General features: G+C 65.8%; 15 protein-coding genes and 1 pseudogene. 11 read left to right on the top strand and 5 right to left on the bottom strand.

Annotated elements, in window-relative coordinates:
- Positions 1 to 126: 126 nt before the first annotated feature.
- From MB901379_RS13645 to MB901379_RS13635, 3 genes are read left to right on the top strand one after another with little or no spacing between them, the layout of a single operon-like run.
- Positions 127 to 558, top strand: a complete 432-nt coding sequence (locus MB901379_RS13645; protein ID WP_158017172.1) for an MmpS family transport accessory protein — start codon at positions 127 to 129, stop codon at positions 556 to 558.
- Positions 555 to 3,566 (top strand): MMPL/RND family transporter, encoded by a 3,012-nt coding sequence (locus tag MB901379_RS13640; RefSeq protein WP_158017171.1) that lies wholly within the window; start codon positions 555 to 557, stop codon positions 3,564 to 3,566. Before MB901379_RS13645 ends, MB901379_RS13640 begins: the two co-directional genes overlap by 4 nt.
- A gap of 32 nt (positions 3,567 to 3,598) precedes the next feature.
- A complete protein-coding gene (locus tag MB901379_RS13635) occupies positions 3,599 to 4,840 on the top strand; it encodes a class I SAM-dependent methyltransferase (RefSeq protein WP_158017170.1) in 1,242 nt (413 codons plus the stop codon).
- Here the strand turns inward: MB901379_RS13635 and MB901379_RS13630 are convergent.
- The 3 genes from MB901379_RS13630 to cobG are packed head-to-tail and all read right to left on the bottom strand — an operon-like array spanning position 4,815 to position 8,023.
- Positions 4,815 to 6,293 (bottom strand): precorrin-2 C(20)-methyltransferase, encoded by a 1,479-nt coding sequence (locus MB901379_RS13630; protein ID WP_158017169.1) that lies wholly within the window; start codon positions 6,291 to 6,293, stop codon positions 4,815 to 4,817. The genes MB901379_RS13635 and MB901379_RS13630 overlap by 26 nt on opposite strands.
- A complete protein-coding gene (locus MB901379_RS13625) occupies positions 6,290 to 6,916 on the bottom strand; it encodes a precorrin-8X methylmutase (RefSeq protein WP_158017168.1) in 627 nt (208 codons plus the stop codon). Before MB901379_RS13625 ends, MB901379_RS13630 begins: the two co-directional genes overlap by 4 nt.
- A 9-nt stretch (positions 6,917 to 6,925) precedes the next feature.
- Entirely contained in the window at positions 6,926 to 8,023 is a 1,098-nt protein-coding gene (cobG, locus tag MB901379_RS13620) for a precorrin-3B synthase (RefSeq protein WP_158017167.1), read from the bottom strand.
- A gap of 638 nt (positions 8,024 to 8,661) precedes the next feature.
- On the opposite strand from cobG, the gene MB901379_RS13615 reads away from it, so the two are divergent.
- The 5 genes from MB901379_RS13615 to MB901379_RS13595 all read left to right on the top strand — a co-directional run bounded on the left by MB901379_RS13615 (position 8,662) and on the right by MB901379_RS13595 (position 15,531).
- Complete coding sequence (locus MB901379_RS13615) at positions 8,662 to 8,868, top strand: hypothetical protein (protein WP_158017166.1); 207 nt, start codon at positions 8,662 to 8,664, stop codon at positions 8,866 to 8,868.
- A 180-nt stretch (positions 8,869 to 9,048) separates the two neighbouring features.
- Entirely contained in the window at positions 9,049 to 12,621 is a 3,573-nt protein-coding gene (cobN, locus tag MB901379_RS13610) for a cobaltochelatase subunit CobN (RefSeq protein WP_158017165.1), read from the top strand.
- Positions 12,622 to 12,726: 105 nt separating this feature from the next.
- Positions 12,727 to 13,113: a PPOX class F420-dependent oxidoreductase gene (locus tag MB901379_RS13605; RefSeq protein ID WP_158017164.1), complete on the top strand. Its 387-nt coding sequence runs from the start codon at positions 12,727 to 12,729 to the stop codon at positions 13,111 to 13,113.
- Positions 13,114 to 13,141: 28 nt separating this feature from the next.
- On the top strand, positions 13,142 to 13,828 hold the full coding sequence (locus MB901379_RS13600; protein ID WP_232021844.1) for a type 1 glutamine amidotransferase domain-containing protein: 687 nt from the start codon (positions 13,142 to 13,144) through the stop codon (positions 13,826 to 13,828).
- A 119-nt stretch (positions 13,829 to 13,947) separates the two neighbouring features.
- Positions 13,948 to 15,531 (top strand): threonine/serine exporter family protein, encoded by a 1,584-nt coding sequence (locus MB901379_RS13595; protein ID WP_158017163.1) that lies wholly within the window; start codon positions 13,948 to 13,950, stop codon positions 15,529 to 15,531.
- 50 nt (positions 15,532 to 15,581) lie between these two features.
- Here the strand turns inward: MB901379_RS13595 and MB901379_RS13590 are convergent, their stop codons facing one another.
- Complete coding sequence (locus MB901379_RS13590; RefSeq protein ID WP_158017162.1) at positions 15,582 to 17,201, bottom strand: DUF389 domain-containing protein; 1,620 nt, start codon at positions 17,199 to 17,201, stop codon at positions 15,582 to 15,584.
- 233 nt (positions 17,202 to 17,434) lie between these two features.
- Entirely contained in the window at positions 17,435 to 18,145 is a 711-nt protein-coding gene (locus MB901379_RS13585) for a dienelactone hydrolase family protein (protein ID WP_158017161.1), read from the bottom strand.
- Between the two features lie 72 nt (positions 18,146 to 18,217).
- On the opposite strand from MB901379_RS13585, the gene MB901379_RS13580 reads away from it, so the two are divergent.
- The 3 genes and pseudogenes from MB901379_RS13580 (at position 18,218) to lnt (ending at position 23,288) form a co-directional block, all read left to right on the top strand.
- On the top strand, positions 18,218 to 18,778 hold the full coding sequence (locus tag MB901379_RS13580; RefSeq protein WP_158019155.1) for an FxsA family protein: 561 nt from the start codon (positions 18,218 to 18,220) through the stop codon (positions 18,776 to 18,778).
- A 30-nt stretch (positions 18,779 to 18,808) separates the two neighbouring features.
- Positions 18,809 to 20,413 carry an amidohydrolase gene (locus MB901379_RS13575; RefSeq protein ID WP_158017160.1) on the top strand — a complete coding sequence of 535 codons (1,605 nt, stop codon included), beginning with the start codon at positions 18,809 to 18,811 and terminating at the stop codon, positions 20,411 to 20,413.
- A pseudogene (gene lnt / locus MB901379_RS13570) lies at positions 20,406 to 23,288 on the top strand (apolipoprotein N-acyltransferase). The gene MB901379_RS13575 and the pseudogene lnt overlap by 8 nt, the downstream one beginning before the upstream one ends.
- Positions 23,289 to 23,293: the final 5 nt, after the last annotated feature.

Here is a 23,293-nt window from a genome sequence, read left to right as displayed (position 1 = left end):
TGGTGGTGGAGCCGCTGATTTCGATCGATTGATCGGTTTCCTCCCCGTCCCAGCCCTACAAGGCCGCCTGCAAAAATACCTGGGGGGGTATATGGTATACAGTGATTGCGAGCGATGGGGAGCACGATGTTGACGTTTCTGAAGCGGGCATGGGTGCCGCTTGTCGTCGTGGTGGCCGTTGCCATCGGTGGCACAGCCGTCACGCGTCTACGGGGGATTTTCGGTTCCGACGAGATCTTTTCTTCGAGCGGCAACACCGTTGAATCGATCGTGCCGTTCAACCCAAAACGGGTTACCTACGAGGTTTTTGGGCCCAGCGGCACGGCGGGCAGCGTGAGCTATCTGAATAAGAACGCCGAGCCCGAGCAGGTCGACTTCGTCAGCCTGCCCTGGACTCACACGATCACGACGACGGTCCCCGCCGTCATCGCCAACATCGTGGCGCAGGGCAACAGCGACAGCATCGGCTGTCGCATCACCGTCAACGGTGACGTCAAGGACGAGCAATCCGTCCAGGGGTACCACGCCCAGACCTTCTGCTTGGTGAAAGCAGCATGAGCGGCAACAGGGCCACGAGCGTTGATGACGGCACCCGGCCCCGCTTCATACGGATGGTGCGGGCATTCGCGATACCGATCATCTTGGCGTGGCTGCTCATCACGATCGCTCTCAACGTTCTGGTGCCGCAAATCGAGTTTGTCGCAAGGGATAACGCGGTGACGATGTCGCCGCAAGATGCGCCGGCAATGATCGCGGCCAAGCGCATCGGCACAACGTTTCACGAATCCGATTCCGACAGCATCGTGATGATTGTCCTCGAGGGCGACCAGGCGCTCGGTCGCGAAGCCCACCGCTACTACGACGACCTGGTGCAAAGACTGGAGGCCGACACCGAACACGTCCAGCACGTGCACAACCTGTGGGCGGACCGAATCACCGCCGCTGGCGTTCAAAGTGGTGACGGCAAAGCCGCCTACGTGCAACTCAACCTTGCCGGCAACCAGGGCAGCACCCTAGGCAACGCCTCTGTCGACGCGGTCCGCGACATCGTCGACCGGGCGCCGCCGCCGGACGGGATACGGGTCTACGTCACCGGCCCGGCGGCACTGACCACCGACATGAACGAGGCCGCCGACAAGAGCATGTTCACGATGATGGGCGTGACCGGCATGGTCATCATGATCATGCTGTTCATCGTCTATCGCTCGGTAGGCACTGTGCTGCTCGTGTTGGCCATGGTCGGCTTCGAAATGGGTACGGCCAGGGGAGCCATCGCGCTGCTCGGGCACTACCACTTGCTGGAATTCTCGACATTCGTTGTCGCCATGCTGTCGTCGCTGGCGATCGCGGCCGGCACGGACTATGCGATATTTCTCATCGGGCGCTATCACGAGGCACGCCAGGCCGGTGAAGATCGCGAATCGGCCTACTACTCCATGTTCCGCGGGACCTATCACGTCATCTTGGGTTCGGGATTGACGATCGCCGGCGCGACGTTCTGTCTCCACTTGGCGCGGCTGTCCTATTTCAAGGCGTTGGGCATCCCGTCCGCGCTCGGGTTGCTGGTGGTCATCGCCGGGGCGCTGACGGCGGCGCCCGCCATCGTCGCCGTGGCCAGCCGGTTCGGTCTGCTCGATCCACGACGGATGATCAAGGTGCGCGGCTGGCGGCGGATCGGCACCGCGACCGTCCGCTGGCCCGGGCCGGTCTTCGTGGCGTCACTCCTGATCGCCCTAGTCGGAATGCTGGTCGTGCCGGGCATGAAAATCAGCTACAACGACCGCTACTACATACCCGCTGGCTTGCCGTCGAACGTGGGCTACGCCGCAGCGGAGCACCATTTCAGCGCGGCCAGATTGAACCCCGACATCCTCATGATCGAGGGCGATCATGACATGCGGAATTCCGCGGACATGATTTTGCTGGACAGGATCGCCAAGGACGTTTTCCGGGCACCCGGTGTTGCTCGAGTGCAAAGCATCACCAGACCGCTGGGCAGTCCCATCGAACACACGTCGATACCGTTTCAGGTCAGCATGCAGGCGCTGCCGATACAGCAAAACCTGGAATTCATGAAAGAGCGCACGGCCGACATGCTCAAGATGAGCGACGATCTGGGCGCCATGATCGCATCGATGGAGCGCCTCCAAGGCCTGGTGGGCCGGATGACCGCCACGACTCATCGGATGGTCGGCGACACGGACGAAATGCGGGTCACCCTGAACGAGATGCGGGATCATCTAGCCGATTTCGATGATTTCGCGCGACCGTTGCGCGGCTATTTGTATTGGGAACAGCACTGCTTCAACATCCCGGTCTGCTGGGCATCGAGATCGGTCTTCGAAGCCATCGACGGCGTCGACAAGTTCAGCGAGAACATGGACACGCTCATCGGCGATATGAACAACGTCGACGCGATACTTCCCCAGATGCAGGCGGAGTTCCCGTCAATGATCGCGGTGGCAACCTCCATGCGCGGCACCCTGCTGACCCTGCACAGCAGCTTTTCGGGGCTGGTCACGCAGATGTCCCGGATGACCGACACCGCTAGCGCGATGGGCCAGGCCTTCGACGCCGCCAAGGCCGACGACTACTTCTATCTGCCGCCGGAAGCGTTCGACAACCCCGACTTTCAACGCGGCCTGAAACTGTTCCTGTCTCCCGACGGTACGGCCGCGCGCTTCATCATCACCCACGATTCAGATCCGGCGACCCCGAAGGGCATCGCGGCGGTCAAGCCGGAACTCAACGCCGCGCGCCAAGCGGTGAAGGGGACACCGCTGGCCGACGCCAAGTTCTCTCTCGCCGGGACCGCGGCAATCTACAACGACATCCAGACCGGGGCGAAATACGACATCCTGATCGTGGGAATAGCGGCCCTGACGCTCATCTTCGTCGTCATGGTCATCATCACCCGGGCACTGGTGGCCTCGCTGGTCATCGTCGGCACGGTGTTGCTGTCGCTAGGCGCCGCATTCGGGCTGTCCGTGCTGGTCTGGCAGCACTTGCTGGGCCTGGATCTGAACTGGATCGCGCCCGTGTTCGGGGTGATCATTTTGTTGGCGGTCGGATCCGACTACAACCTCTTGCTGGTTTCCCGCTTCCAGGAGGAGAACGGCGCCGGACTGAAGACCGGCATCATTCGTTCGATGGGCGAAACGGGCGGGGTGGTCACCGCTGCGGGGCTGGTGTTCGCCTTCACCATGTTGTCCATGGTTGCCAGCGACCTGCGTTCGATTGGCCAGGCCGGCAGCACGATTGGCCTCGGCCTGCTGTTCGACACCCTGGTCGTGCGCTCGCTCATGACTCCGTCGGTCGCCGCGCTGCTCGGGCGTTGGTTCTGGTGGCCGCAGCGCGTCCGTCCACGCCCGGCGAGTGCCATGCTGCGCCCATTCGGACCGCGCCGGCTGGTTCGTTCGTTGCTGTTGGGCGAGCCCGCCGATGTGGCGACTTCCCAGCCGGCTGGATACGGTAGTTCGTTTGAACGCATTGCCGGCGATCCAGGGGTTGTCCCAGCGGCTACTCCCGCGTCGGGCACGGGCGGCACGGACGGGAGCACTCGTTAGCTGGCCCGACAACCGAAGGAGCCAGCGCCGAAGTGAACGATGATCCGCGTGCCGACATCGTCTCGCGTCAGTACCAGCGGTGGATATACCCCCATCCCATCGAGGATCTAGACGCATGGACTTCGGCCAACTGGGAATGGTTCGACCCGGCGTACTCCCACCGGATTCTGTGGCCCGACCGGGAATACCGGCCCGATCTCGATATTTTGATCGCCGGTTGCGGCACCAACCAGGCAGCGATTTTCGCCTTCACCAATCGTGCGGCAAAGGTGGTCGCGGTCGATGTCAGCCAGTCCTCGCTGGACCATCAGCAGTATCTGAAAGACAAGTACGATCTGGCCAACCTTGAGTTGCGGCTGCTTCCTATCGAAGAGCTGTCGACATTGGGGCGTGACTTCGACCTCGTGGTATCCAGCGGCGTGCTGCATCACATGGCAGATCCGCTTGCCGGCATGAAGGCGCTGGCCGGCCGTGTGCGCCGCGATGGCGTGATAGCGGTGATGTTGTATGGCAAGTACGGCCGCGTGGGCGTCGATTTATTGGATTCGGTTTTCCGCGATCTCGAACTGGGCCAGGACGACGCCTCGGTCACCATGGTCAAGGAAGCGATCGCACTGCTGCCGCCGTACCATCCAGTACAGAGCTATCTGAAAAAGGCCCGGGACCTAACATCGGATGCGGCGTTGGTCGATACTTTTCTGCACGGACGCCAACGCAGTTACACCGTGGAAGAGTGCGTCGATCTCGTAACCGCCGCCGGATTGGTGTTCCAAGGCTGGTTTCAGAAAACACCGTATTACCCGCACGATTTCTTCTTGCCGGACAGCAAGTTCTATGCGGCGGTGAACGCATTGCCCGACCGAAAACTATGGTCGGTGATGGAACGTCTGGAAACGTTGAATGGTGTTCATCTGTTCATGGCGTGCCATCCCGATCGTCCTAGAGACGGCTACACGATAGATTTTTCGACGGACGACTCCCTCGACTACGTTCCGCTATTGCGGACACGTTGTGAGGTGTCGGGCGGTGAAATGATCTGGCCCGGTTGGCGGATGACTCCCAAGCCGGCGCAGCTACCGTTTGTACAACACATCGATGGCCGCCGCACCATCCGTGAGATTGTCGGCTGTGTGGCGCGCGGCCAGGCCAAAGCCAGCGCGGCCGAACTCGAAACATTCGGTCTCAAGCTGTTCCAGTCGTTGTGGCGGCTGGATTTCGTTGCCATGGCGCTGCGCCCTGGGATTCAACTCACGCCGGGTATCGACGAGGGGTGAACACCCAGTCCTTGGAATCGACTGAATACCACTGCGTTTGGGACGATCCCACGATCAGCAGGCAGCGCATATCGATATCGGCGGGATCGAGGTCCGCCAGACGCATCACCCGGACGTCCTCGTCGGCACCCGATACCGAGCGCCCAATCACCACCGGGGTACCCGGTTCACGGTGGTCGAGCATCAGGTCACGCATCGCGCCGACCTGCCAGGTGCGAGTCTTCGAAGCCGGATTGTAGATTGCCAGCACCAGGTCGGCGGCCGCGGCCGCGGAAAGGCGCGCGGCGATGACGTCCCACGGCTTAAGTCGATCCGAAAGCGAGATCACGGCGTAGTCATGTCCGAGCGGGGCGCCAACGCGGCTAGCCACGGCCTGGGCGGCCGTCATCGCCGGAATGATCCGGATCTGCACCCCAGGCCACTGTTTGGCCTCCTCTAAAACGGCTGTGGCCATAGCGAATATGCCCGGATCGCCGGACGACACCACCGCCACCGCTTGGCCTTGGTCGGCCAACGTGCAGGCTAGTCGGGCGCGTGCAGGCTCGTCGGTGTTGTCGCTGGGATGGCGCCGCTGGCCCTCGCGGACCGGGACGCGGTCCAGGTAGTGACCGTAACCGATCAGATCGGTCGCACGCGCCAGCTCGCGTCGACTTTGCGGCGTCATCCAGTCCAGGTCGCCGGGGCCGAGACCCACGACCGCGACGCTGCCCTCGGATGACGGCCCGTCACGGTGTCGCCCGCCCGGAAGCATGGCCAGCGAAAAGTACGGAACGCTGGTTTCGTCGACGTCGGCGGCGGGCAGTACGCGCTGCGCGGGGGTACTGGCCCGCTCCACGTAGAACGTATCGCCGAGCCTGCCCGATATTGAAAGCGCTTCGCGGACATTGTGATACGAGCGGCCAAGCTTGAGCACCACGGCCGCGTCGACGTCGGCGAGGCGGCGGGTGAGCTCGGTTACGGGCAGGGTGCCCGGCAATATGGCCAGCACCTCGTCTCCGGCCACCAGCGGGGTGGCGATGGCCGCAGAGGCGGCGCTGACCGACGTCACGCCCGGAACGATCACGGCGCTGAACCGCTGCGTCAGCCGGGTGTGCAAATGCATGTAGGAGCTGTAGAACAGCGGATCGCCCTCGGCCAGCAGCGCCACGTCGCGCCCGGCGTCCAGGTGTGCGGCAATGCGTTCGGTGGCTTGGGCGTAGAAATCTTCCAGCGCTCCGGCGTAACCACCGGGGTGATCGGTGGTTTCGATGGTCACCGGATAGATCAGGTGTTCCTCGATTTGCCCCGGCCGCAGATACCGTTCGGCGATGCCGCGGGCGATGCTACGGCCGTGGCGGGCGCTGTGATAGGCCACCACATCGGCCTCACCGATCACGCGGGCGGCCTTGACGGTCACCAACTCTGGGTCGCCGGGGCCCAGCCCGACTCCCCACAGGGTTCCCCGTGCGGTCATTCGCTGTCGTCCGCCATCGCGTTGACGGCGGCTGCGGCCATCGCGCTGCCACCCCTACGGCCTCGAACCACCAGATAGGCCATCCCGCGCGGCCGTTCGATGAGCTCCTGCTTGGACTGTGCCGAGCCGACGAAACCGACCGGCCCGCCCAGCATCGCGGCCGGAGCCGCAGCCCCCTCGTCGAGCAATTCGAGTAGCCGGAACAGTGCGGTGGGCGCGTTACCGATCGCCACCACCGCCCCGGCTAGCCTGTCTACCCACAATTCCACCCCGGCCGCCGACCTGGTGGTCTCCCGGCGCGCCGCCAGCTCCGCAGCTCGCGGGTCGGCGACCAGCGATACCACCCGGTTGTCGGCGGGCAGCCGGGTGGTGGTGATCCCGGCGGCCACCATGGATGAATCACACAGCACCAAAGCGCCGGCACGCAGGGCCGCCCTGGCCCGCCGGACCACGTCGTCGGTGTAAGCCACGTGCTCGGCAACGTCGACCTGGCCGCAGGTGTGGATCAACCGGACCACCACCGGCGCGACATCGGCGGGAAATCGACTCAGGTCGGCTTCGGCGCGGATGGTCGCGAACGATTGCCGATAGATCTCCGCAGCGTCACGAATGTAGTCGAGCACTCGCTCACCCTACGGCCGCAGCGCCCGGTATCCGTTGCCGGTGGCGACAAGCACCGCACCGGTGAGCGGACTGCCGCAAGCCCGCTCGCAGCCGACGAAGTGCCGGTGTTCCGCGCTGACCTCTTTGAGCGCTGCGGCCGCGTCTGCCCGCACGTCGGCGACCGAGTGCGCGCAGCCGGGGCTTCCGGTGCACGCGCTGACCGACAACCAAGGGGAGCGGTCGTCGAACACCAGTCCCAGTGGCGCCAGCACCCGTAACGCGGTGTCGGCGACGGCTTCGGTCAGATCGCAGACCAACACCGACCGCCACGGCGTAACCAGCAGCGGGGCCTCGATTGCGGCGAGGAATTCGGCGACGCGGGCGGACAGCACTCCCAGCGGCACCGCGGCGCCCAGCGCCACTCGGCCGTCGTCCTGGGGGAGCCAACCCACCGGAGGTTGAATCACCGGCGTAAAGCGCAACCCCGCTTCGTCGCCCGCCAGCAGGACCTTCCGATCAGCCAACTCGGCCACCCGCCATGCCTTTTCACGGACTTCAACGAATCTCACGGCTAGCTCGGTGAGCGTGCTCACCACGCGGTCCGGAGCCAGCCGCACACCGGTGTCGCGCCCGGCCAGCAGCAACGCATATCCGTCGGCAAGAACGTGCACGCCCACGTCGGCTGCCAGGCCGGACACGTCCGCGCGCCCGTCGTCGAGGCTGAACCAGAACCTGCCACCCAACTTGGCCAGCAGAGGTTCGGCGCAGATTGCGGCGTCGAGCTCACTGACCCACGGTCGGACATCGGCCAGCCCGCCGATCCGACCGGACAGGGGAGAGGCCACGATATTGCGGGCCCGCTCATGCGTCGGCGAGGGCAACAGGCCTGCCTGGGCGATCCCATCGGCCACCGCCGGCACGTCGGTGATTCCGCGCAGCTGCAGGTTGCCGCGCGAGGTCAGCTCCAGCATTCCCGATCCCGACTCGCTCGACGAACGGGCAAGCGTCATCAACTGGTCGGCGGTCAACCACCCGCCGGGTAACCGAACCCGAACCAGGGCGCCATCGGCGGCCTGGTGCACCTGAAGTGCACCCGGACAGGCATCGGTGTCACGCACGCGGGCCACCAGTTCACGGTACGGGACGAATCAAGTGTTGCTTGGCGCCCAAAATCACGGACCAAAATTGCAGTAGTCGCCTACTCTAGGTGCCCGCCTGTGCAGCGCCGGACGCTTCTAGCAGACCAAGTTTCCGACGTAAGAGGTGCGTGATGGACAAACGAGGTACCCCGGCGCTTCTTCCGCGCGAGCGCCAAGACAATCCGGGTGGCCTGGCAGACCGCGGCCGGATCCGATTTGACTCTCCCGGAGGTGCCCGGACCTCGGCCGATGTGGAAGAAAATCAGCAACGCGTGGTTTGGCCGGGTGATGATCGCGGCCGAGACCGATCTCGTTGTCGTCGCACACTTCATGAGCATCACCGTCATGGTCGATCCACCAATTCGGTTGCTGCGGCCGATAATCGTGCGTCACGTCCTGCGGGGGCAGCGGCGCAGGCCAATGCGAAGACTCGGTGGCCTGCGCGCGGAGCTGTCAGCTCAGGGTAATCGAGTACCGGGCTACTCTAGGCGCCCATCTCCTGAGCGCGGGAAACTACGGGTTGTTCGGTGGCCCGTGCTCCGTGGTACATAGCAAGCGTCGCGGCGGGGAAACGGGTGGTGCATCCCGCGGAAGCGGGTATAACGACACCGTAGTAGAGGAATCCGATGGTCAATCAGAATATTGAGGCGACCAGGAACGGCTCTGCCGCATTCAATGCGGGCGATCTCGAAACCGTTTTGCGCACTTTTCCCGGCACCGTGGAGTGGCCCCTCTGTACGTTCTACGACGGCAAGGTCGGTGAGGCGCCATCCCACGGTGACGCCGCCATGCAGGCACGGGTTTTCGGCAAGATGCGAGTGGCGGCCGGCTAGTCGGGGAGGGGACCGGGCGGCCGGCGGCGCAACGGCGTCGTCGGCCGCCGCGGTCGCTTGCGAGATCGGCGGGTGCGATCCGCCTTGCGTGCCAGCACAAGATTTGTCTTGGCGCGCCGGCGAAAAGCGGTTGCGGAGGTCGACGGTTCCGAACAAGTCTCACTCCGGTAAGAAGAAGTGGTGCCGGAACTGACCATTCTGTTGCTGTCGACGTCCGACACCGACCTGATCTGCGCCCGTTCCAGCGGCAAGAATTACCGGTGGGCCAACCCCGCGCGGTTGTCGGACCTCGAGCTGGCAGAGCTGTTGACCGACGTTGCGATCGTGGTGGTGCGGATCCTCGGCGGCTATCGGGCCTGGGAGGACGGCATCGACTCGGTCTTGGCCACCGGCATCCCCGCCGTATTGGTCAGCGGTGAGCAGGCCCCCGACGCCGAGCTGATGGATCGCTCCACCGTCCCGGCGGGCATCGCCCTGCAAGCGCACATTTACCTGGCGCAGGGCGGCGTGGACAACCTGCGTCAGTTGCACGCCTTCCTGTGCGACACCGTGCTGATGACCGGCTTCGGATTCGGCCCGCCGGTCGCCACGCCGTCCTGGGGAGTGTTGTCGCGACCCGACACGGGCAACGTCGGCCCGATGATCGCCGTGCTGTACTACCGCGCGCAACACTTGGCCGGCAACACCGCATACGTCGAAGCGCTATGCCGTGCGATCGAAGACGCGGGTGCTCGTGCGCTGCCGGTGTACTGTGCCTCGCTGCGTACCGCCGAACCGGAGCTGTTGCGCAAGCTGGGTGAGGCCGACGCCATGGTGGTCACCGTGCTGGCCGCCGGCGGAGCCAAACCGGCGACCGCGTCCGCAGGGGGCGACGATGACGGCTGGAACGTGGAGCACCTGGCCGCCTTGGACATTCCGATTCTGCAGGGGTTGTGCCTGACCAGTCCGCGGGAACAGTGGTGCGACAACGATGACGGCCTCAGCCCATTGGATGTCGCCAGCCAGGTGGCAGTGCCGGAATTCGATGGCCGAATCATCACCGTCCCGTTCTCGTTCAAGGAGATTGACGACGACGGCTTGATCTCCTATGTCGCCGACGCCGAACGCTGCACCCGGGTGGCCGGGCTGGCGGTTCGGCACGCTCAATTGCGCAATGTTCCCGTCGCTCGGAAGCGAGTGGCCCTGGTTTTCTCGGCCTACCCAACCAAGCATGCGCGCATCGGAAACGCCGTTGGCCTGGACACCCCGGCCAGTGCGGTCGCGCTGCTGCGCGCCATGGGTGAGCGCGGGTATCGGGTAGGCGAGTTGCCCGGTGTGGAAGCGGGCGACGGCGACGCGCTGATCCATGCGCTGATCGAGCGAGGCGGCCAGGATCCGGACTGGCTCACCGATGGTCAGCTTGCTGGCAATCCGATTCGAGTGTCTGCCAAGGACTATCGAGACTGGTTTGGCAGTTTGCCGGTGGAGCTTGCTGAGGCGGTACAGGCGCACTGGGGTCCGCCGCCGGGAGAGCTGTTTGTTGACCGCAGCAATGACCCCGATGGCGAAATCGTCATTGCGGCAATGCAATCGGGGAACCTTGTGCTGATGGTGCAGCCGCCCCGTGGTTTCGGCGCAAATCCCGTCGCGATTTATCATGACCCGGACCTGCCGCCGAGCCACCATTATCTGGCCGCCTACCATTGGCTGGATACTGGGTTCGGGGCGCACGCCGTGGTACATCTGGGCAAGCACGGCAACCTAGAATGGTTGCCCGGCAAAACATTGGGCATGTCGGAGGCCTGCGGATCCGACGCCGCGCTGGGCAACCTGCCACTGATTTACCCGTTTTTGGTCAACGACCCTGGCGAAGGTACCCAGGCCAAACGGCGGGCTCACGCGGTGCTCGTCGACCATCTCATACCGCCGATGGCCCGCGCCGAAACCTACGGTGACATCGCCCGTTTGGAACAGTTGCTCGACGAGCACGCCAACGTCGCAGCGTTAGACCCCGCCAAGCTGCCGGCCATCCGCCAGCAGATCTGGACGCTGATCCGGGCCGCCAAGATGGATTATGACCTGGGTCTGACCGAGCGGCCGCACGAGGACTCGTTCGACGACATGCTGCTGCACGTCGACGGATGGCTCTGCGAAATCAAGGACGTCCAGATTAGAGACGGCCTGCACATTCTGGGGCAAAAGCCCGCGGGGGAGACCGAACTCGATTTGGTGCTGGCCATTCTGCGGGCCCGCCAGCTGTTCGCCGGGCAGCAGGCTATGCCGGGCCTGCGGCAGGCGCTCGGTCTCATCGAGGACGGCACCGACGAGCGCGCGGCGGTGGACCAGGTCGAGGCGGTGGCGCGTGGTCTGGTGGCCGCATTACAGGCCGCGGGCTGGGATCCGGCCGCCGTGTCCGGGATCACCGACAATGCCGAGGTGGCAACGGTGCTGCGGTTCGCCGCCACTGAGGTGGTGCCGCGGCTGGCTGGCACCGGAGCCGAAATTGACCAGGTTTTGCGGGCATTGGACGGCCGGTTCATCCCGGCCGGGCCGTCCGGCTCACCGCTGCGCGGCCTGGTCAACGTTCTTCCGACCGGGCGCAACTTCTATTCCGTGGATCCCAAAGCGGTGCCGTCCCGGCTGGCATGGGAAGCCGGTGTGGCACTGGCTGATTCACTGCTGATCCGCTATCGAAATGACTACGGGCGGTGGCCGCAGTCGGTTGGCCTTTCGGTGTGGGGCACTTCGGCGATGCGTACCGCCGGCGACGATATCGCGGAGGTGCTCGCGCTACTCGGTGTTCGACCGGTGTGGGACGAGGCGTCCAGACGGGTGGTGGACTTGACCGCGATTGCGCTGGCCGAACTGGGGCGACCGCGCATCGACGTGACGGTGCGAATCTCGGGTTTCTTCCGCGACGCATTCCCGCACGTCGTGACGATGCTCGATGACGCCGTGTGTTTGGTCGCCGACCTCGACGAGTCCGCCGAGGACAACTATGTGCGCGCGCATGCACAGACCGACCTGGCCCAGCATGGCGATCAACGGCGTTCCACCACAAGGATTTTCGGTTCCAAACCGGGAACCTATGGGGCCGGACTCCTGCAGCTGATCGACAGTCGCAACTGGCGAGACGACGCCGACCTTGCCCAGGTGTATACCGCCTGGGGCGGTTTCGCCTACGGACGCGACCTCGATGGCCGTGCGGCGACCGACGACATGAACCGCCAGTATAGGCGCATCGCCGTCGCGGCCAAGAACACCGATACCCGCGAACACGACATCGCCGATTCCGATGACTACTTCCAGTACCACGGCGGAATGGTGGCCACCGTGCGGGCGCTGACCGGCCAAGCGCCCGCCGCCTACATCGGTGACAACACTCGCCCCGACGCCATCCGTACGCGCACGCTGTCGGAGGAGACCACGCGGGTGTTTCGGGCCAGGGTGGTCAATCCCCGTTGGATGGCCGCGATGCGCCGGCACGGCTATAAGGGAGCGTTCGAGATGGCGGCCACCGTCGATTATCTGTTCGGCTATGACGCCACAGCGGGAGTGATGGCCGACTGGATGTATGAACAACTCACCGAGCGCTACGTGCTGGACCCGGCGAACCGCAAGTTCATGACCGAATCCAATCCGTGGGCATTGCACGGGATGGCCGAACGGCTGCTGGAAGCGGCTAGCCGCGGCATGTGGGCCCAGCCGCAGCCGGAAACCCTCGACGGCCTGCGTCAAGCGCTGCTGGAAACCGAGGGCGATCTCGAGGGGTAGACCCCCGCGTGAGCAGACACAGAATCGCACTCGGACCGCGGTCCGAGTGCGATTCTGTGTCTGCTCACCAGCCAGGGGTGACCCGGCCCGCGGTAAGTTGACACGGTGACGCCAACATTCGCCGAGCTCGCCAAGGCGCAATACATCCTGCTGACCACCTTCACCAAAGACGGCCGACCCAAACCCGTCCCAATCTGGGCTGCCGCCGACGGCGACCGCTTGCTGGTGATCACCGAAGCAAAATCCTGGAAGGTCAAGCGGATCCGTAACACTCCGCGGGTGACGCTGGCCACCTGCGACATGCGAGGCCGCCCGAAAAGCGCGGCCGTCGAAGGCACCGCGGCCATCTTAGACAAGTCGCAAACCGGCGCCGTCTATGACGCCATCGGCAAGCGCTACGGCATCGTGGGCAAGGTTTTCAATTTCGTCAGCAAGCTGCGCGGTGGCATGGAGAACAATGTCGGACTCGAGCTGAAGGTGGCCCCAAGCTAACGGCAGCACCAATCGCCATGGCACCGTCTTGATCCCGATCCCGGATCGCGACTTCGACCCGACCGAGGTCGCGGTCAGCTGGCGAGTGCTGACCAACAACGGGCACCGGGTGGTCTTTGCCATCGAAAGCGCCGCTCCCGGTGTCGCCGACGACATCATGGTGGGCCCTGCCGCGTGTTGGATCTTTGGTCCCGGGTGCCGGTGCTGGGTGCCGTTCCGATCGTCGGAGGTGATGTTGCGGGCCAACCGGGACGGTCGTCGTGCGTATCGAGAAATGTTGCGGTCGGACGAGTATCGGGTCCGCATCGATCCCGCTCCCGGCCGTTCCGTGCTCTACGGGCGCCGGACCACCGCGTTGACCTGGGCGATGGAGCGCCGTGCCTGGCGACTCACCCGGTCACGCGGTTCTGGGATCCCAACTATTACCGCACCCACATCGAGGAGCCTGGCCAGCCGGGCGGATCTATGTCGGCGCAGGCCGAGGTCACGCGTGCCCGAAGAGAGCCAACCGACTTTCTGCGACGTTGGCCACACGACAGAGTGGGCGTGGCTAAAGAACACCGGCATGGTGCGGGACACCGTGACCGACTCTCGACAGGTGATTGTCGTCGACGACGACAATCACCTGTCGGCGCGTTGGCCAGGCGATACGCACACGTTCGCGAATCTGTTGTCGCAGAAGCTGAATGCGGCCCGACTGGAGTCGACTCGCTGAACTCGTCTGCTGCGGCGAACACTTCGACCGACATGGTCTTTGGGTGCGATGTACCGGCGGATCGGGTGTGGCAAAAATCGCTCGAAGTTGGCGGCCAGTCGTCGGTATCCTGCCTGGCGATGGTGCAAGAACGATTGGATGCTTCGGCCGGCTCGCGGCGTGTTCTGCGGATCGCACTTCGCGGACGCCGCGATCCGGTGCCCGTTGCCGGCCAGCGCAGCCGGATCTCAAGCGGAATGGGTGATTTGCACGTCCGCAAGGTGCTGGACCTCACCATCCGGCTCGCCGAGGTGATGTTGTCGTCCGGCTCGGGTACTGCGGACGTGGTCGCGACCGCGCAGGACGTGGCGCAGGCCTATCAGATCACCGACTGCGTCATCGACATCACGGTCACCACGATCATTGTGTCGGCCCTGCCGACCACCGACAGTCCGCCGGTCACCATCGTGCGCTCGGTGCACACGCGGTCCAACGACTTCACCCGGCTGGCCGAGCTCGATCGGCTGGTTCAGCAGATCACGTCCGGTGGGGTCACCGTCGATGAAGCTCACGAAGCCATGGATGCGTTGACCGAACGGCCGCACCCCTATCCGCGCTGGCTGGCGACCGCGGGGTGGGCGGGCTTCGCCCTCGGTATCGCGCTGCTGCTTGGCGGAACCTGGCTGACCTGTCTGGTGGCCGCTCTTACCGCCGCTACCATCGACCGCTTGGGCCGGCTGTTGAACCGGATCGGGACCCCGGCCTTCTTCCTGCGGGTGACCGGTGCGGCCGTGGCGACACTGGTCGCGGTGGCAGCCTACCGGTTCGCCGGGCAGGGTCTGGCCGCGCTGGTGGCCACCGGGATCGTGATGCTGCTGTCGGGTCTGACCTTGGTCGGTGCGGTGCAGGACGCGGTGACCGGATACATGGTTACTGCGGTCGCCCGGATCGGCGAAGCGTTGTTTCTGACGTCCGGGATCGTTGTCGGCATCCTGACCGGTCTGCAGGTCGCAAAAACCGCGGGTGTCGAAATCGAGTTACGTGTCCATGCAGCCGACGGATTCGCCGTGCCGAGCGGGTCGCTGCCGATCGCGCTCGCGGTGGCCGGCGCGGCGCTCGCGGGCGGGTGTCTGACGGTGGCCAGCTACGCGCCGTTGCGCTCGGCCGCCACCGCCGGAGCCGCGGCGGGGCTCGCCGAGCTGATGTTGATCGGCCTCGGCACGGCCGGATTCGGACAGGTGTTCGCGACCGGAATCGCCGCCGTCGGCGTCGGATTCCTCGCCACCTTGATCTCGATCCGCCGTCAGGCATTGGCCTTGGTGACGGCCACTGCCGGCATCGTTCCGATGCTGCCGGGGCTTGCGGTGTTTCGGGCCGTGTTCTACTTCGCTGCCGACGAGCATTTCGAGGAGGCTCAGGCCCAGTTGCTCTCGGCGGCGGCGACCGCACTCGTGTTGGGCGCGGGGGTGGTGCTGGGCGAGTTCGTCGGCTCGCCGCTGCGCTACCGCGCCGGACGGCTGGGGCACCTGTTGCGGATCGAGGGGCCACCCGGACTTCGTCGGGTCATCGGCAAGGTGGTGCACCTGGCGCCCGCCAAAAACGCACATCCGACGCCCACCCGCGGCCAGTCGTCGCGAAGTGTGGCGTTGGAGCCGGCGTCGAGCGACCAGCTGGATGCCAAAGACGGCGATGACCGCAGCGGCGGCTCCCGCGAAGAGCAGTAGGCGGTCGCCCCGCCGAACCGGCGCTGGTTGGATGGATCACCGCTCGAGACTCAGCCGGTCGATGCCGAGACCGTCGTGGGACTGCGATCAGGGGACGGCTCAGGCTCGGGCGTGGGCGTTGGCGGGGCGACGACGAGCACGCCGCCGGATATCCACTGAATGGTGATCGTGGACTGCGGCAGGGCGGTCTGCAGGTCGGCCTGCAGGGTATCGATCTCGGGCTTGGTTTGACCGATCAGGGTGATAGTGATCGCGCTAGCGGTGCCGGTGGTGCTCAAGACCGCGGTGTCGGGCCGTTTTGCGGCCCAGGCGGCGGCGGTCGCATGCGCGGCGTCGAGCGCGGTCTTGGTTTCATCGGATCGACTGGCGCCGGGAGTGCGGGTCCAGGCCAGGCTGACCGGGATGCGGTAGTTGAACCGAGAGTCGATCAGCGACGTCAGGTCCTCGGCCTTCTTCGGCGGAAACGGCCCGGCGGTGGAGACCACCAGGGTTCCCGACTCGTAGCTGAGTCCTTGCAGCGCCAACGATTGGGCATCCAGCCAACCCCTTATCAGCGGGCCCAGCTCATTCAGTGGCGGTTGCGGGGTTTCCGGTCGGCTGTGCTCGGGGTCTCGAACCGGAATCCAACTCAGCTCGACGGTAACCGGGTGTCCCAAGGCGCGGCTCAGACTGGCCGCCACGGTCTGGACCGGCGGAGGCGAGATAGGGCTGGTGATCTCGGCTCGGACCGTGCTGCCGGACGCCGTGATGTGGCTGAGAACACTGCCCGGGCTGAGCATGCCGGTAAGCGTTTGGGTGGCGACCTCGAGATCGCGGGCGTGGCCGGTGAGTGCGATGAACCGGGGGGTGAGGATCATCGCAACGGCCGCGGCGCTGACGGCTGCCATGGTCAGCGATGCGAGAATCTGGTGGCGGTGCGTGCGGAATGTGTCGCGCGGGACCAGGCCGCTGAGCAGGAACACCACCGCCGCCATCAAGACGATGCCGACCAGGTTGGTGGAAAACAGTATCGCCGCGCCCCGGGCCAATTCGGGTTGTCCCCGTCCGAGCAGCACGCCTGCCGACGCCAGCGGTGGCACGACCGCCACCGCGACCGCGACACCCGGTAACGCGGCAGAGACCTTTTTGTGGACAGTGGCGAGTGCTCCGACAGCTCCGGCACCCATGGCCACGAGCAGATCTCGGATGTCCGGGCTGGACCGGGCAACAACTTCGGCGGGCAACCCGGTACCCGTTGCGGGCAGCAGGGTAGCGGTCACCCATCCCACCGCGACCGAACCCGCGGCAGACAACGACACCAAGGCCAGCCCACGCAACAACCGGTGCGCCCATCCCATGATCAGGCAGGCGGCCATCCCCATCATCGGGGCCATCAGGGGCGCGATCATCATCGCGCCGATGACCACCGCTGCCGAATTCTGTAACAGCCCGATCGAGGCGACCATGCTCGACAGAAACATCAGCGCGGCGAATCGCCACAGTGCCCCACCCGACGGTGCCACCATCAGCGTGTCGAGGATCGAGTGGCGATCCTCGACCGGCAGCAACTTCGGCCGCCAGGGGGCGGTCCTTACTGTCGGATCGGTCGTCGCGGTCGTATCGGCCTGGGCGGGCTGTGTCGGGTCGGGCGGTTGCGCCCACCGCGGCTTTGCCGACAATTCCACCGTCATCGTCCGTGATCCCTATCGCCGCTGGATACGAGCAGTATCGATCGCGAACTGCCCGCAACCCGGCAACGGCGATCACCTGTCGAGGGACGAAACATACCGGCAGTTTGGCAATCACCTGCGTTTCTGGACAGCGACACGCCGTTCCGTTGGCCGTAATGCAATCTCGCGCGAGCCAGTTCGTCGTCGGATGACGTTGCGGCGCGGCCGGGCAGGATTTGGTGTCCCGATCGACGTCAGGTCCCGGCCGCGTTTGCCGCCATATGCTCGCCGAAGAAGGCAAAGACCCGGCGCCAGGCTTCTTCGGTCGCGGCTTCGTCGTAGCCCAGCCCGGTGACGCGTAGCAGCGGTTGGCCGGGAAGTTTGTTGGCGAAGCTGTGCCCGACGCCCGGATAGACCTTGATGTCGGCGGTGATCTGTTGGGCCTGGGTGACTTTGCGCAAACGGTCGGGCGCGCCGATACCCAACGGGTCCCGGCCACCGAAGCTCGCCACAATCGGGCACGCTCCGTCAAGCGTTTCGCTGAGATCGCGTGGCAGTGGGGTGCCATAGAACGGGGCTGCGGCGCCAAAGCCCTTGGGCGACATGATCAGGGCAAACTGGCCCCCCATGCAAAAGCCCGCGATGCCAACTTGGCCGGAGCATTCGGGCATGGCCAACAGGTGGTCTCGGGCAGCCAGGATGTCGTCCAGGGCGCGACCCCGTTTGGTCAGCAGCTCGCGGAAGACCCGCGTGATGCACCGGGCCCGGCCGCCGCGGGCGTACATATTGGGGGTGAGCGCGATATAGCCCGCCTGGGCGATGCGCTGGGAAGTCGACTCGTTGTCGGGGGCGTAGCCCACCGCATCGTGGACTACGACCACCCCCGGCCACGGGCCGTCTCCGGTCGGAACGTTCAGCAGCGCATCAATGGGTCCGGCAGGGGTGTCGATGTCAATCGTCGTCATAGCGTCATCTAACTGCAGCCATCCTGCGACCGTCCGCGGAACTCCCGGGTGGCCCGCAGTCGTTGGCGTGACATGTTAGGTCGGCTGCTTCTTATCTACGCTGTGGTCGAACTGATGGCGGCTATCGGGCTGGTGGCAGCAATCGGGTTCGGCTGGACCATACTGGTGCTGTTGGCGACCTTCGTGCTGGGGCTGGTCTTGTGGGCGCCGATGGGCGGATGGCAGCTCAGCCGCCAGCTCATCCAGTTGCAGTCCGGCCTGCAGGAACCGCGAAGCGCACTCAGCGACGGTGCGCTGGTGGCGGTGGCCACCGGCCTGGTGCTGCTGCCCGGTCTGGTCACCACCACGGTCGGGCTGTTGCTCCTGGCGCCGCCGATCCGGGCCGCGGCGCGCCCGGGCCTGACCACGGTCGCGGTGCGGGGTTTCTTGCGGCGTGTCCCGCTGACGGCGGCCGCCGCGGCCGGCATGGCCGATGCGTTCAGTCGCCCTGACACACCTCGCGAACGCGACTACATCGACGGCGAAGTCATTGAGGTCATCGATGGCGAACCCCCGACCCTGCCGCACGTCCGGACTGACGTCAGCTACCCCAACGGCCCGACCCGCCCCGCATCGCCGCCGGGCGCGATCTAGGTCGTCGGCCGCCTTACGTAGTTTTGCGGTGTGACGCACATTCGCTCCAAGCTGCTGGTCAACGGCCGGGTGTACAGCCCTACCCATCCGGAGGCCACCGCCATGGCCGTCCGCGATGGCATGGTTGCGTGGTTGGGCAGCGACGACGTCGGCCGTAACCAGTTTCCGGACGCCGAACTGCAGGATCTCGAGGGCGGATTTGTGGCGCCGGGATTCGTGGATAGCCATATCCATCTGAGCGCGACCGGGCTTACGATCAGTGGCCTGGATCTGCGGCCCGCCGCCTCGCGGGGGGAATGCGTGCAAATGGTCGCTGACTACGCGGCGGCTCATCCGAACCGGCCGGTATGGGGTCATGGCTGGGACGAATCGGCATGGCCCGAGAACGCCGCGCCCAGCACCGCCGACCTCGATGCTGTGCTCGGTAACCAGCCGGCCTACCTGGCCCGCATTGACGTCCATTCGGCGCTGGCCTCGTCCGGATTGCGGCGGCTGGTCCCCACGCTGGCCGCGGCGGCTGGATTCGCCGAACAGCAACCGTTGACTGGCGACGCTCACCACCTGGTCCGAGCGGCCGCCCGCGACTTGCTCAGCGACGCGCAGTTGGCCGATGCCCGCGCCGCCGCGCTACCGGCCTTGGCCGCCGCCGGCATCGTTGCCGTGCACGAATGCGGCGGGCCAGAAATCGGCGGCATCGACGATTGGCTGCGGTTGCGTGCCATCGAGCACGGCGTCGAGGTGATCGGCTACTGGGGGGAGGCGGTGACCACACCAGCTCAAGCCAGGGCGCTCATGGCCGAAACCGGCGCCCAGGGGTTGGCCGGTGATCTGTTTGTCGACGGAGCCCTCGGCTCACGCACCGCATGGCTGCATGAGCCCTATGCCGATGCGCCCGACAGCACCGGAAGCTGCCACCTCGAACCCGACGCGGTTGAAGCGCACGTGCGCGCCTGCACTCAGGCGGAAGTGACCGCCGGATTCCATGTCATCGGCGACGCTGCGGTCTCGGCGGTGGTCGCAGCGTTCGAACGGGTCGTTGCCGACCTCGGCGTGATCGCGGTCGCGCGCTGCGGCCACCGGTTGGAGCACGTGGAGATGGTCACCGCCGACCAGGCGGCAAAGCTGGGCGCGTGGGGCATCGTCGCCAGCGTGCAACCCAATTTCGATGCGCTCTGGGGCGGCAGCACGGGAATGTACGCGCAGCGTCTCGGCGCGAACCGAGGTCGCCAGCTCAATCCGCTTGCGCTGTTAGCATCCCAAGGCGTGCCCCTCGCCTTTGGTTCTGACGCACCCGTGACCGGGTTCGACCCGTGGGCCAGCGTGCGCGCGGCGGTCAATCACCGCACGCCGGGAAGTGGGGTGTCGGCACGGGCAGCGTTCGCTGCGGCGACTCGCGGCGGCTGGCGGGCCGGCGGTGTCCGCGACGGCAAGGCCGGCACCTTGGTCCCCGGTGCGCCAGCCACGTATGCCGTATGGGACGTCGGCGTCCTGGATGTCCACGCACCCAACGACTCGGTGCAGCGCTGGTCCACCGACCCGCGTTCTCGGGTGCCGGCATTGCCCCGGCTGGGCCCGGCCGACCCGTTGCCGCGCTGCCGTCAAACGGTGCATCGAGGTGCGGTGATCCATGGCTAGGCACTGGTCTGCTCGCCGGGCCCGTCATATCGACGCTGACCAGCTCAAACCGGAAACCCAGGAGCCCAACCCGGATCCGCACGCCGACCCGGATCGGCGGGCCGATGCGGTCGCCGACAACGACGCGGACGCGGCCGAGGCGAGCGCTGATGCCCCGGAGCCCGTTCAGGAGCCGACCGTGCCCCAAACGGCCGCTAGCCCGAGCGTGATCGCTCGGCTGGGTGCCGCCGCACGCTGGAGCCTGGCGGCGGCGGGCACCGCCGTAGGGGCACGGCTACCGGGCGTCTGGGCCGCGCTGCGGCCTCGTCTGACCCGGCTGGGGGCATCGGTGGCGGCCGGCTTGCTGATGTATGCCAGCTTCCCACCCATCGACTGGTGGTGGGCCGCCGTCCTCTCCATCGCGCTATTGACCTGGGTGGTGGTGTATCCGGCCACATCGCCGGCGGGTGGGTTGGGCTACGGCTTCGTGTTCGGCATGTGGTTTTACGTGCCGTTGTTGCCGTGGATAGGCACGCTGGTGGGCCCGATGCCGTGGTTGGTGCTGGCCACGACGTCGGCCCTGTTCCCCGCCGTCTTCGGCCTGTTTGCCGTGCTGGTTCGCGGGCTGCGGGGCTGGCCGATCTGGTTTGCGGTGCTCTGGGGAGCCCAGGAATGGTTGAAGTCGATCGTTCCGTTCGGGGGATTTCCCTGGGGGTCGGTGGCGTTCGGTCAAGCCGACGGCCCGCTGCTGCCGTTGGTGCAGCTCGGGGGTGTTGCGCTGCTCTCCACGGGAGTTGTGCTGATCGGATGCAGCTTCACGGCGATCGCGTTCGAGATCGAGAAGTGGTGGCGAACCGGCCAGCGGGCCGGCGATGACGCGTCCGCTGCGGCCAAGCCGCCCGCGGTGGTGCTTCCGGGTGTTTGCATCTGTTTGGTGTTGTTCACCGCCGTCATCGTTTGGCCGCAGGTGCGCCACGCGGGAGCCGGATCTGGCGGCGAACCCACGATCACCGTTGCGGTCGTGCAGGGCAACGTCCCTCGCCTGGGTCTGGACTTCAACTCCCAGCGGAGGGTGGTCCTGGATAACCACGTGCACGAGACACTGCAGTTGGCCGAGGACGTTCGGGCGGGCCTCGCCCCGCAACCGCAATTCGTCATTTGGCCGGAGGATTCGTCAGACATCGATCCGCTGGTCAACCCCGACGCTGCCCAGCAGATCTCGAAGGCGGCCCTGGCGATTGGCGCGCCGATCCTGGTCGGTACGGTGCTCGACGTTCCAGGTAGTAGGCAGGACAAACCCGAATTCACCAACACGGTGATCGTCTGGAATCCGGGTACCGGACCGGCCGACCGCCATGACAAAGAGATTGTGCAGCCGTTCGGCGAGTACCTGCCCATGCCGTGGCTTTTCCAGCACCTTTCCGGGTACGCCAACCGTGCCGGCAACTTCGTTCCGCGCGCGGGTTCGGGTGTGGTGCGCATTGCCGGCGTGCCGGTCGGGGTGTCCACCTGCTGGGAAGTGATCTTCGACCGGGCCCCGCGAAAGGCCGTCCGCAACGGCGCGCAACTGCTGGCAGTGCCCAGCAACAACGCCACCTTCAACCAGACGATGAGCGAGCAACAGTTGGCGTTCGGCAAGGTCAGAGCCGTCGAGCACGACCGATATGTGCTGGTTGCCGGTACCACCGGGATCAGCGCGGTGATTGCGCCCGACGGCGGTGAGTTGGTCCGTACCGATTTCTTTGCGCCCGCCTACCTGGACACCCAAGTGCGGCTAAAGACCAGGTTGACACCGGCAACCCGGTGGGCTCCGATCCTGCAGTGGGTCTTGGTCGGGGCGGCTGGCGCCGTCATTCTTGTCGCGATACGGCACAATGGTTGGTCCCCGGGTTGGTCCCCGGGTCGGTCCCCGGGTTGGCTTCCGCGTCCGACGCGTCGCCGGTCCGGGCCCGCGGGCAGATCTGAGGAGTCCGATGGGCCGCTGGTCGACTCCGACGTCTCGGGTGCGGCGCTTCGGAACGAATCCGAAACCGACCTGGCGACGGCGAAAGACCCCCCGCCCGATGTGGGCGGGCACCACTCAACCTGAAATTCGGGCAACTAAAGGAGCTACATGACCACCGGCCAACCTGGGCCCGAGGTTCCGGGCACTCGGCCCAGCCAGCGCACGCTGGTGATCATCCCGACCTACAACGAGCGGGAAAACCTGCCGCTGATTCATCGCCGGGTGCGCGATGCATGCCCCGAGGTGCACGTGCTCGTCGTCGATGACAACAGCCCCGACGGCACCGGTCAGCTTGCCGACGAGCTGGTCCAGGCCGACCCGAGCCACACCTTTGTCCTGCACCGCACCGCAAAGAACGGCCTGGGGGCGGCCTACTTGGAGGGCTTTGCGTGGGGTTTGGGCCGTGGCTACTCGGTACTGGTCGAGATGGACGCCGACGGCAGCCATGCGCCCGAACAGCTGCACCGCTTGCTGGACGCGGTCGACGGCGGCGCGGACCTGGCTATCGGTTCGCGCTACGTCCCCGGGGGCACGGTGCGCAACTGGCCGTGGCGCCGGCTGGCGTTTTCCAGAACCGCCAACACCTATGCGCGGGTGGCGCTCGGCGTCGGCGTGCACGACATCACCGCTGGCTATCGCGCTTACCGGCGAGAAGTGCTGGAGACCATCGAGCTGGACCGGGTGGACTCGAAGGGCTACGGCTTTCAGATCGAGATGACCTGGCGCTCCGTGAACCACGGTTTCGTCGTGGTCGAGGTGCCGATCACCTTCACCGAGCGCGAGTTCGGGGTATCCAAAATGGGCGGCTCAAGCATTCGTGAGGCCCTGGTCAAAGTCACGAGATGGGGTGTTGAGGGCAGGCGAGACCGCGTTCGAGCCGCCCGCACCTAGCCGGC

This window comes from Mycobacterium basiliense (assembly GCF_900292015.1).
Lineage (GTDB): Bacteria > Actinomycetota > Actinomycetes > Mycobacteriales > Mycobacteriaceae > Mycobacterium > Mycobacterium basiliense.
The sequence above is the reverse complement of the archived record's forward strand: the minus strand, read 5'-3'. Positions and strand labels throughout refer to the sequence as shown.

Bases quoted from the DNA above. Each gene is read 5' to 3' on its own strand.
- MB901379_RS13630 (WP_158017169.1), bottom strand. From the start codon at position 6,293: ATGACCGCACGGGGAACCCTGTGGGGAGTCGGGCTGGGCCCCGGCGAC.
- MB901379_RS13645 (WP_158017172.1), top strand. From the start codon at position 127: ATGTTGACGTTTCTGAAGCGGGCATGGGTGCCGCTTGTCGTCGTGGTG.
- MB901379_RS13590 (WP_158017162.1), bottom strand. From the start codon at position 17,201: ATGACGGTGGAATTGTCGGCAAAGCCGCGGTGGGCGCAACCGCCCGAC.
- MB901379_RS13585 (WP_158017161.1), bottom strand. From the start codon at position 18,145: ATGACGACGATTGACATCGACACCCCTGCCGGACCCATTGATGCGCTG.
- MB901379_RS13595 (WP_158017163.1), top strand. From the start codon at position 13,948: ATGGTGCAAGAACGATTGGATGCTTCGGCCGGCTCGCGGCGTGTTCTG.
- MB901379_RS13615 (WP_158017166.1), top strand. From the start codon at position 8,662: ATGGTCAATCAGAATATTGAGGCGACCAGGAACGGCTCTGCCGCATTC.
- MB901379_RS13580 (WP_158019155.1), top strand. From the start codon at position 18,218: ATGTTAGGTCGGCTGCTTCTTATCTACGCTGTGGTCGAACTGATGGCG.
- MB901379_RS13640 (WP_158017171.1), top strand. From the start codon at position 555: ATGAGCGGCAACAGGGCCACGAGCGTTGATGACGGCACCCGGCCCCGC.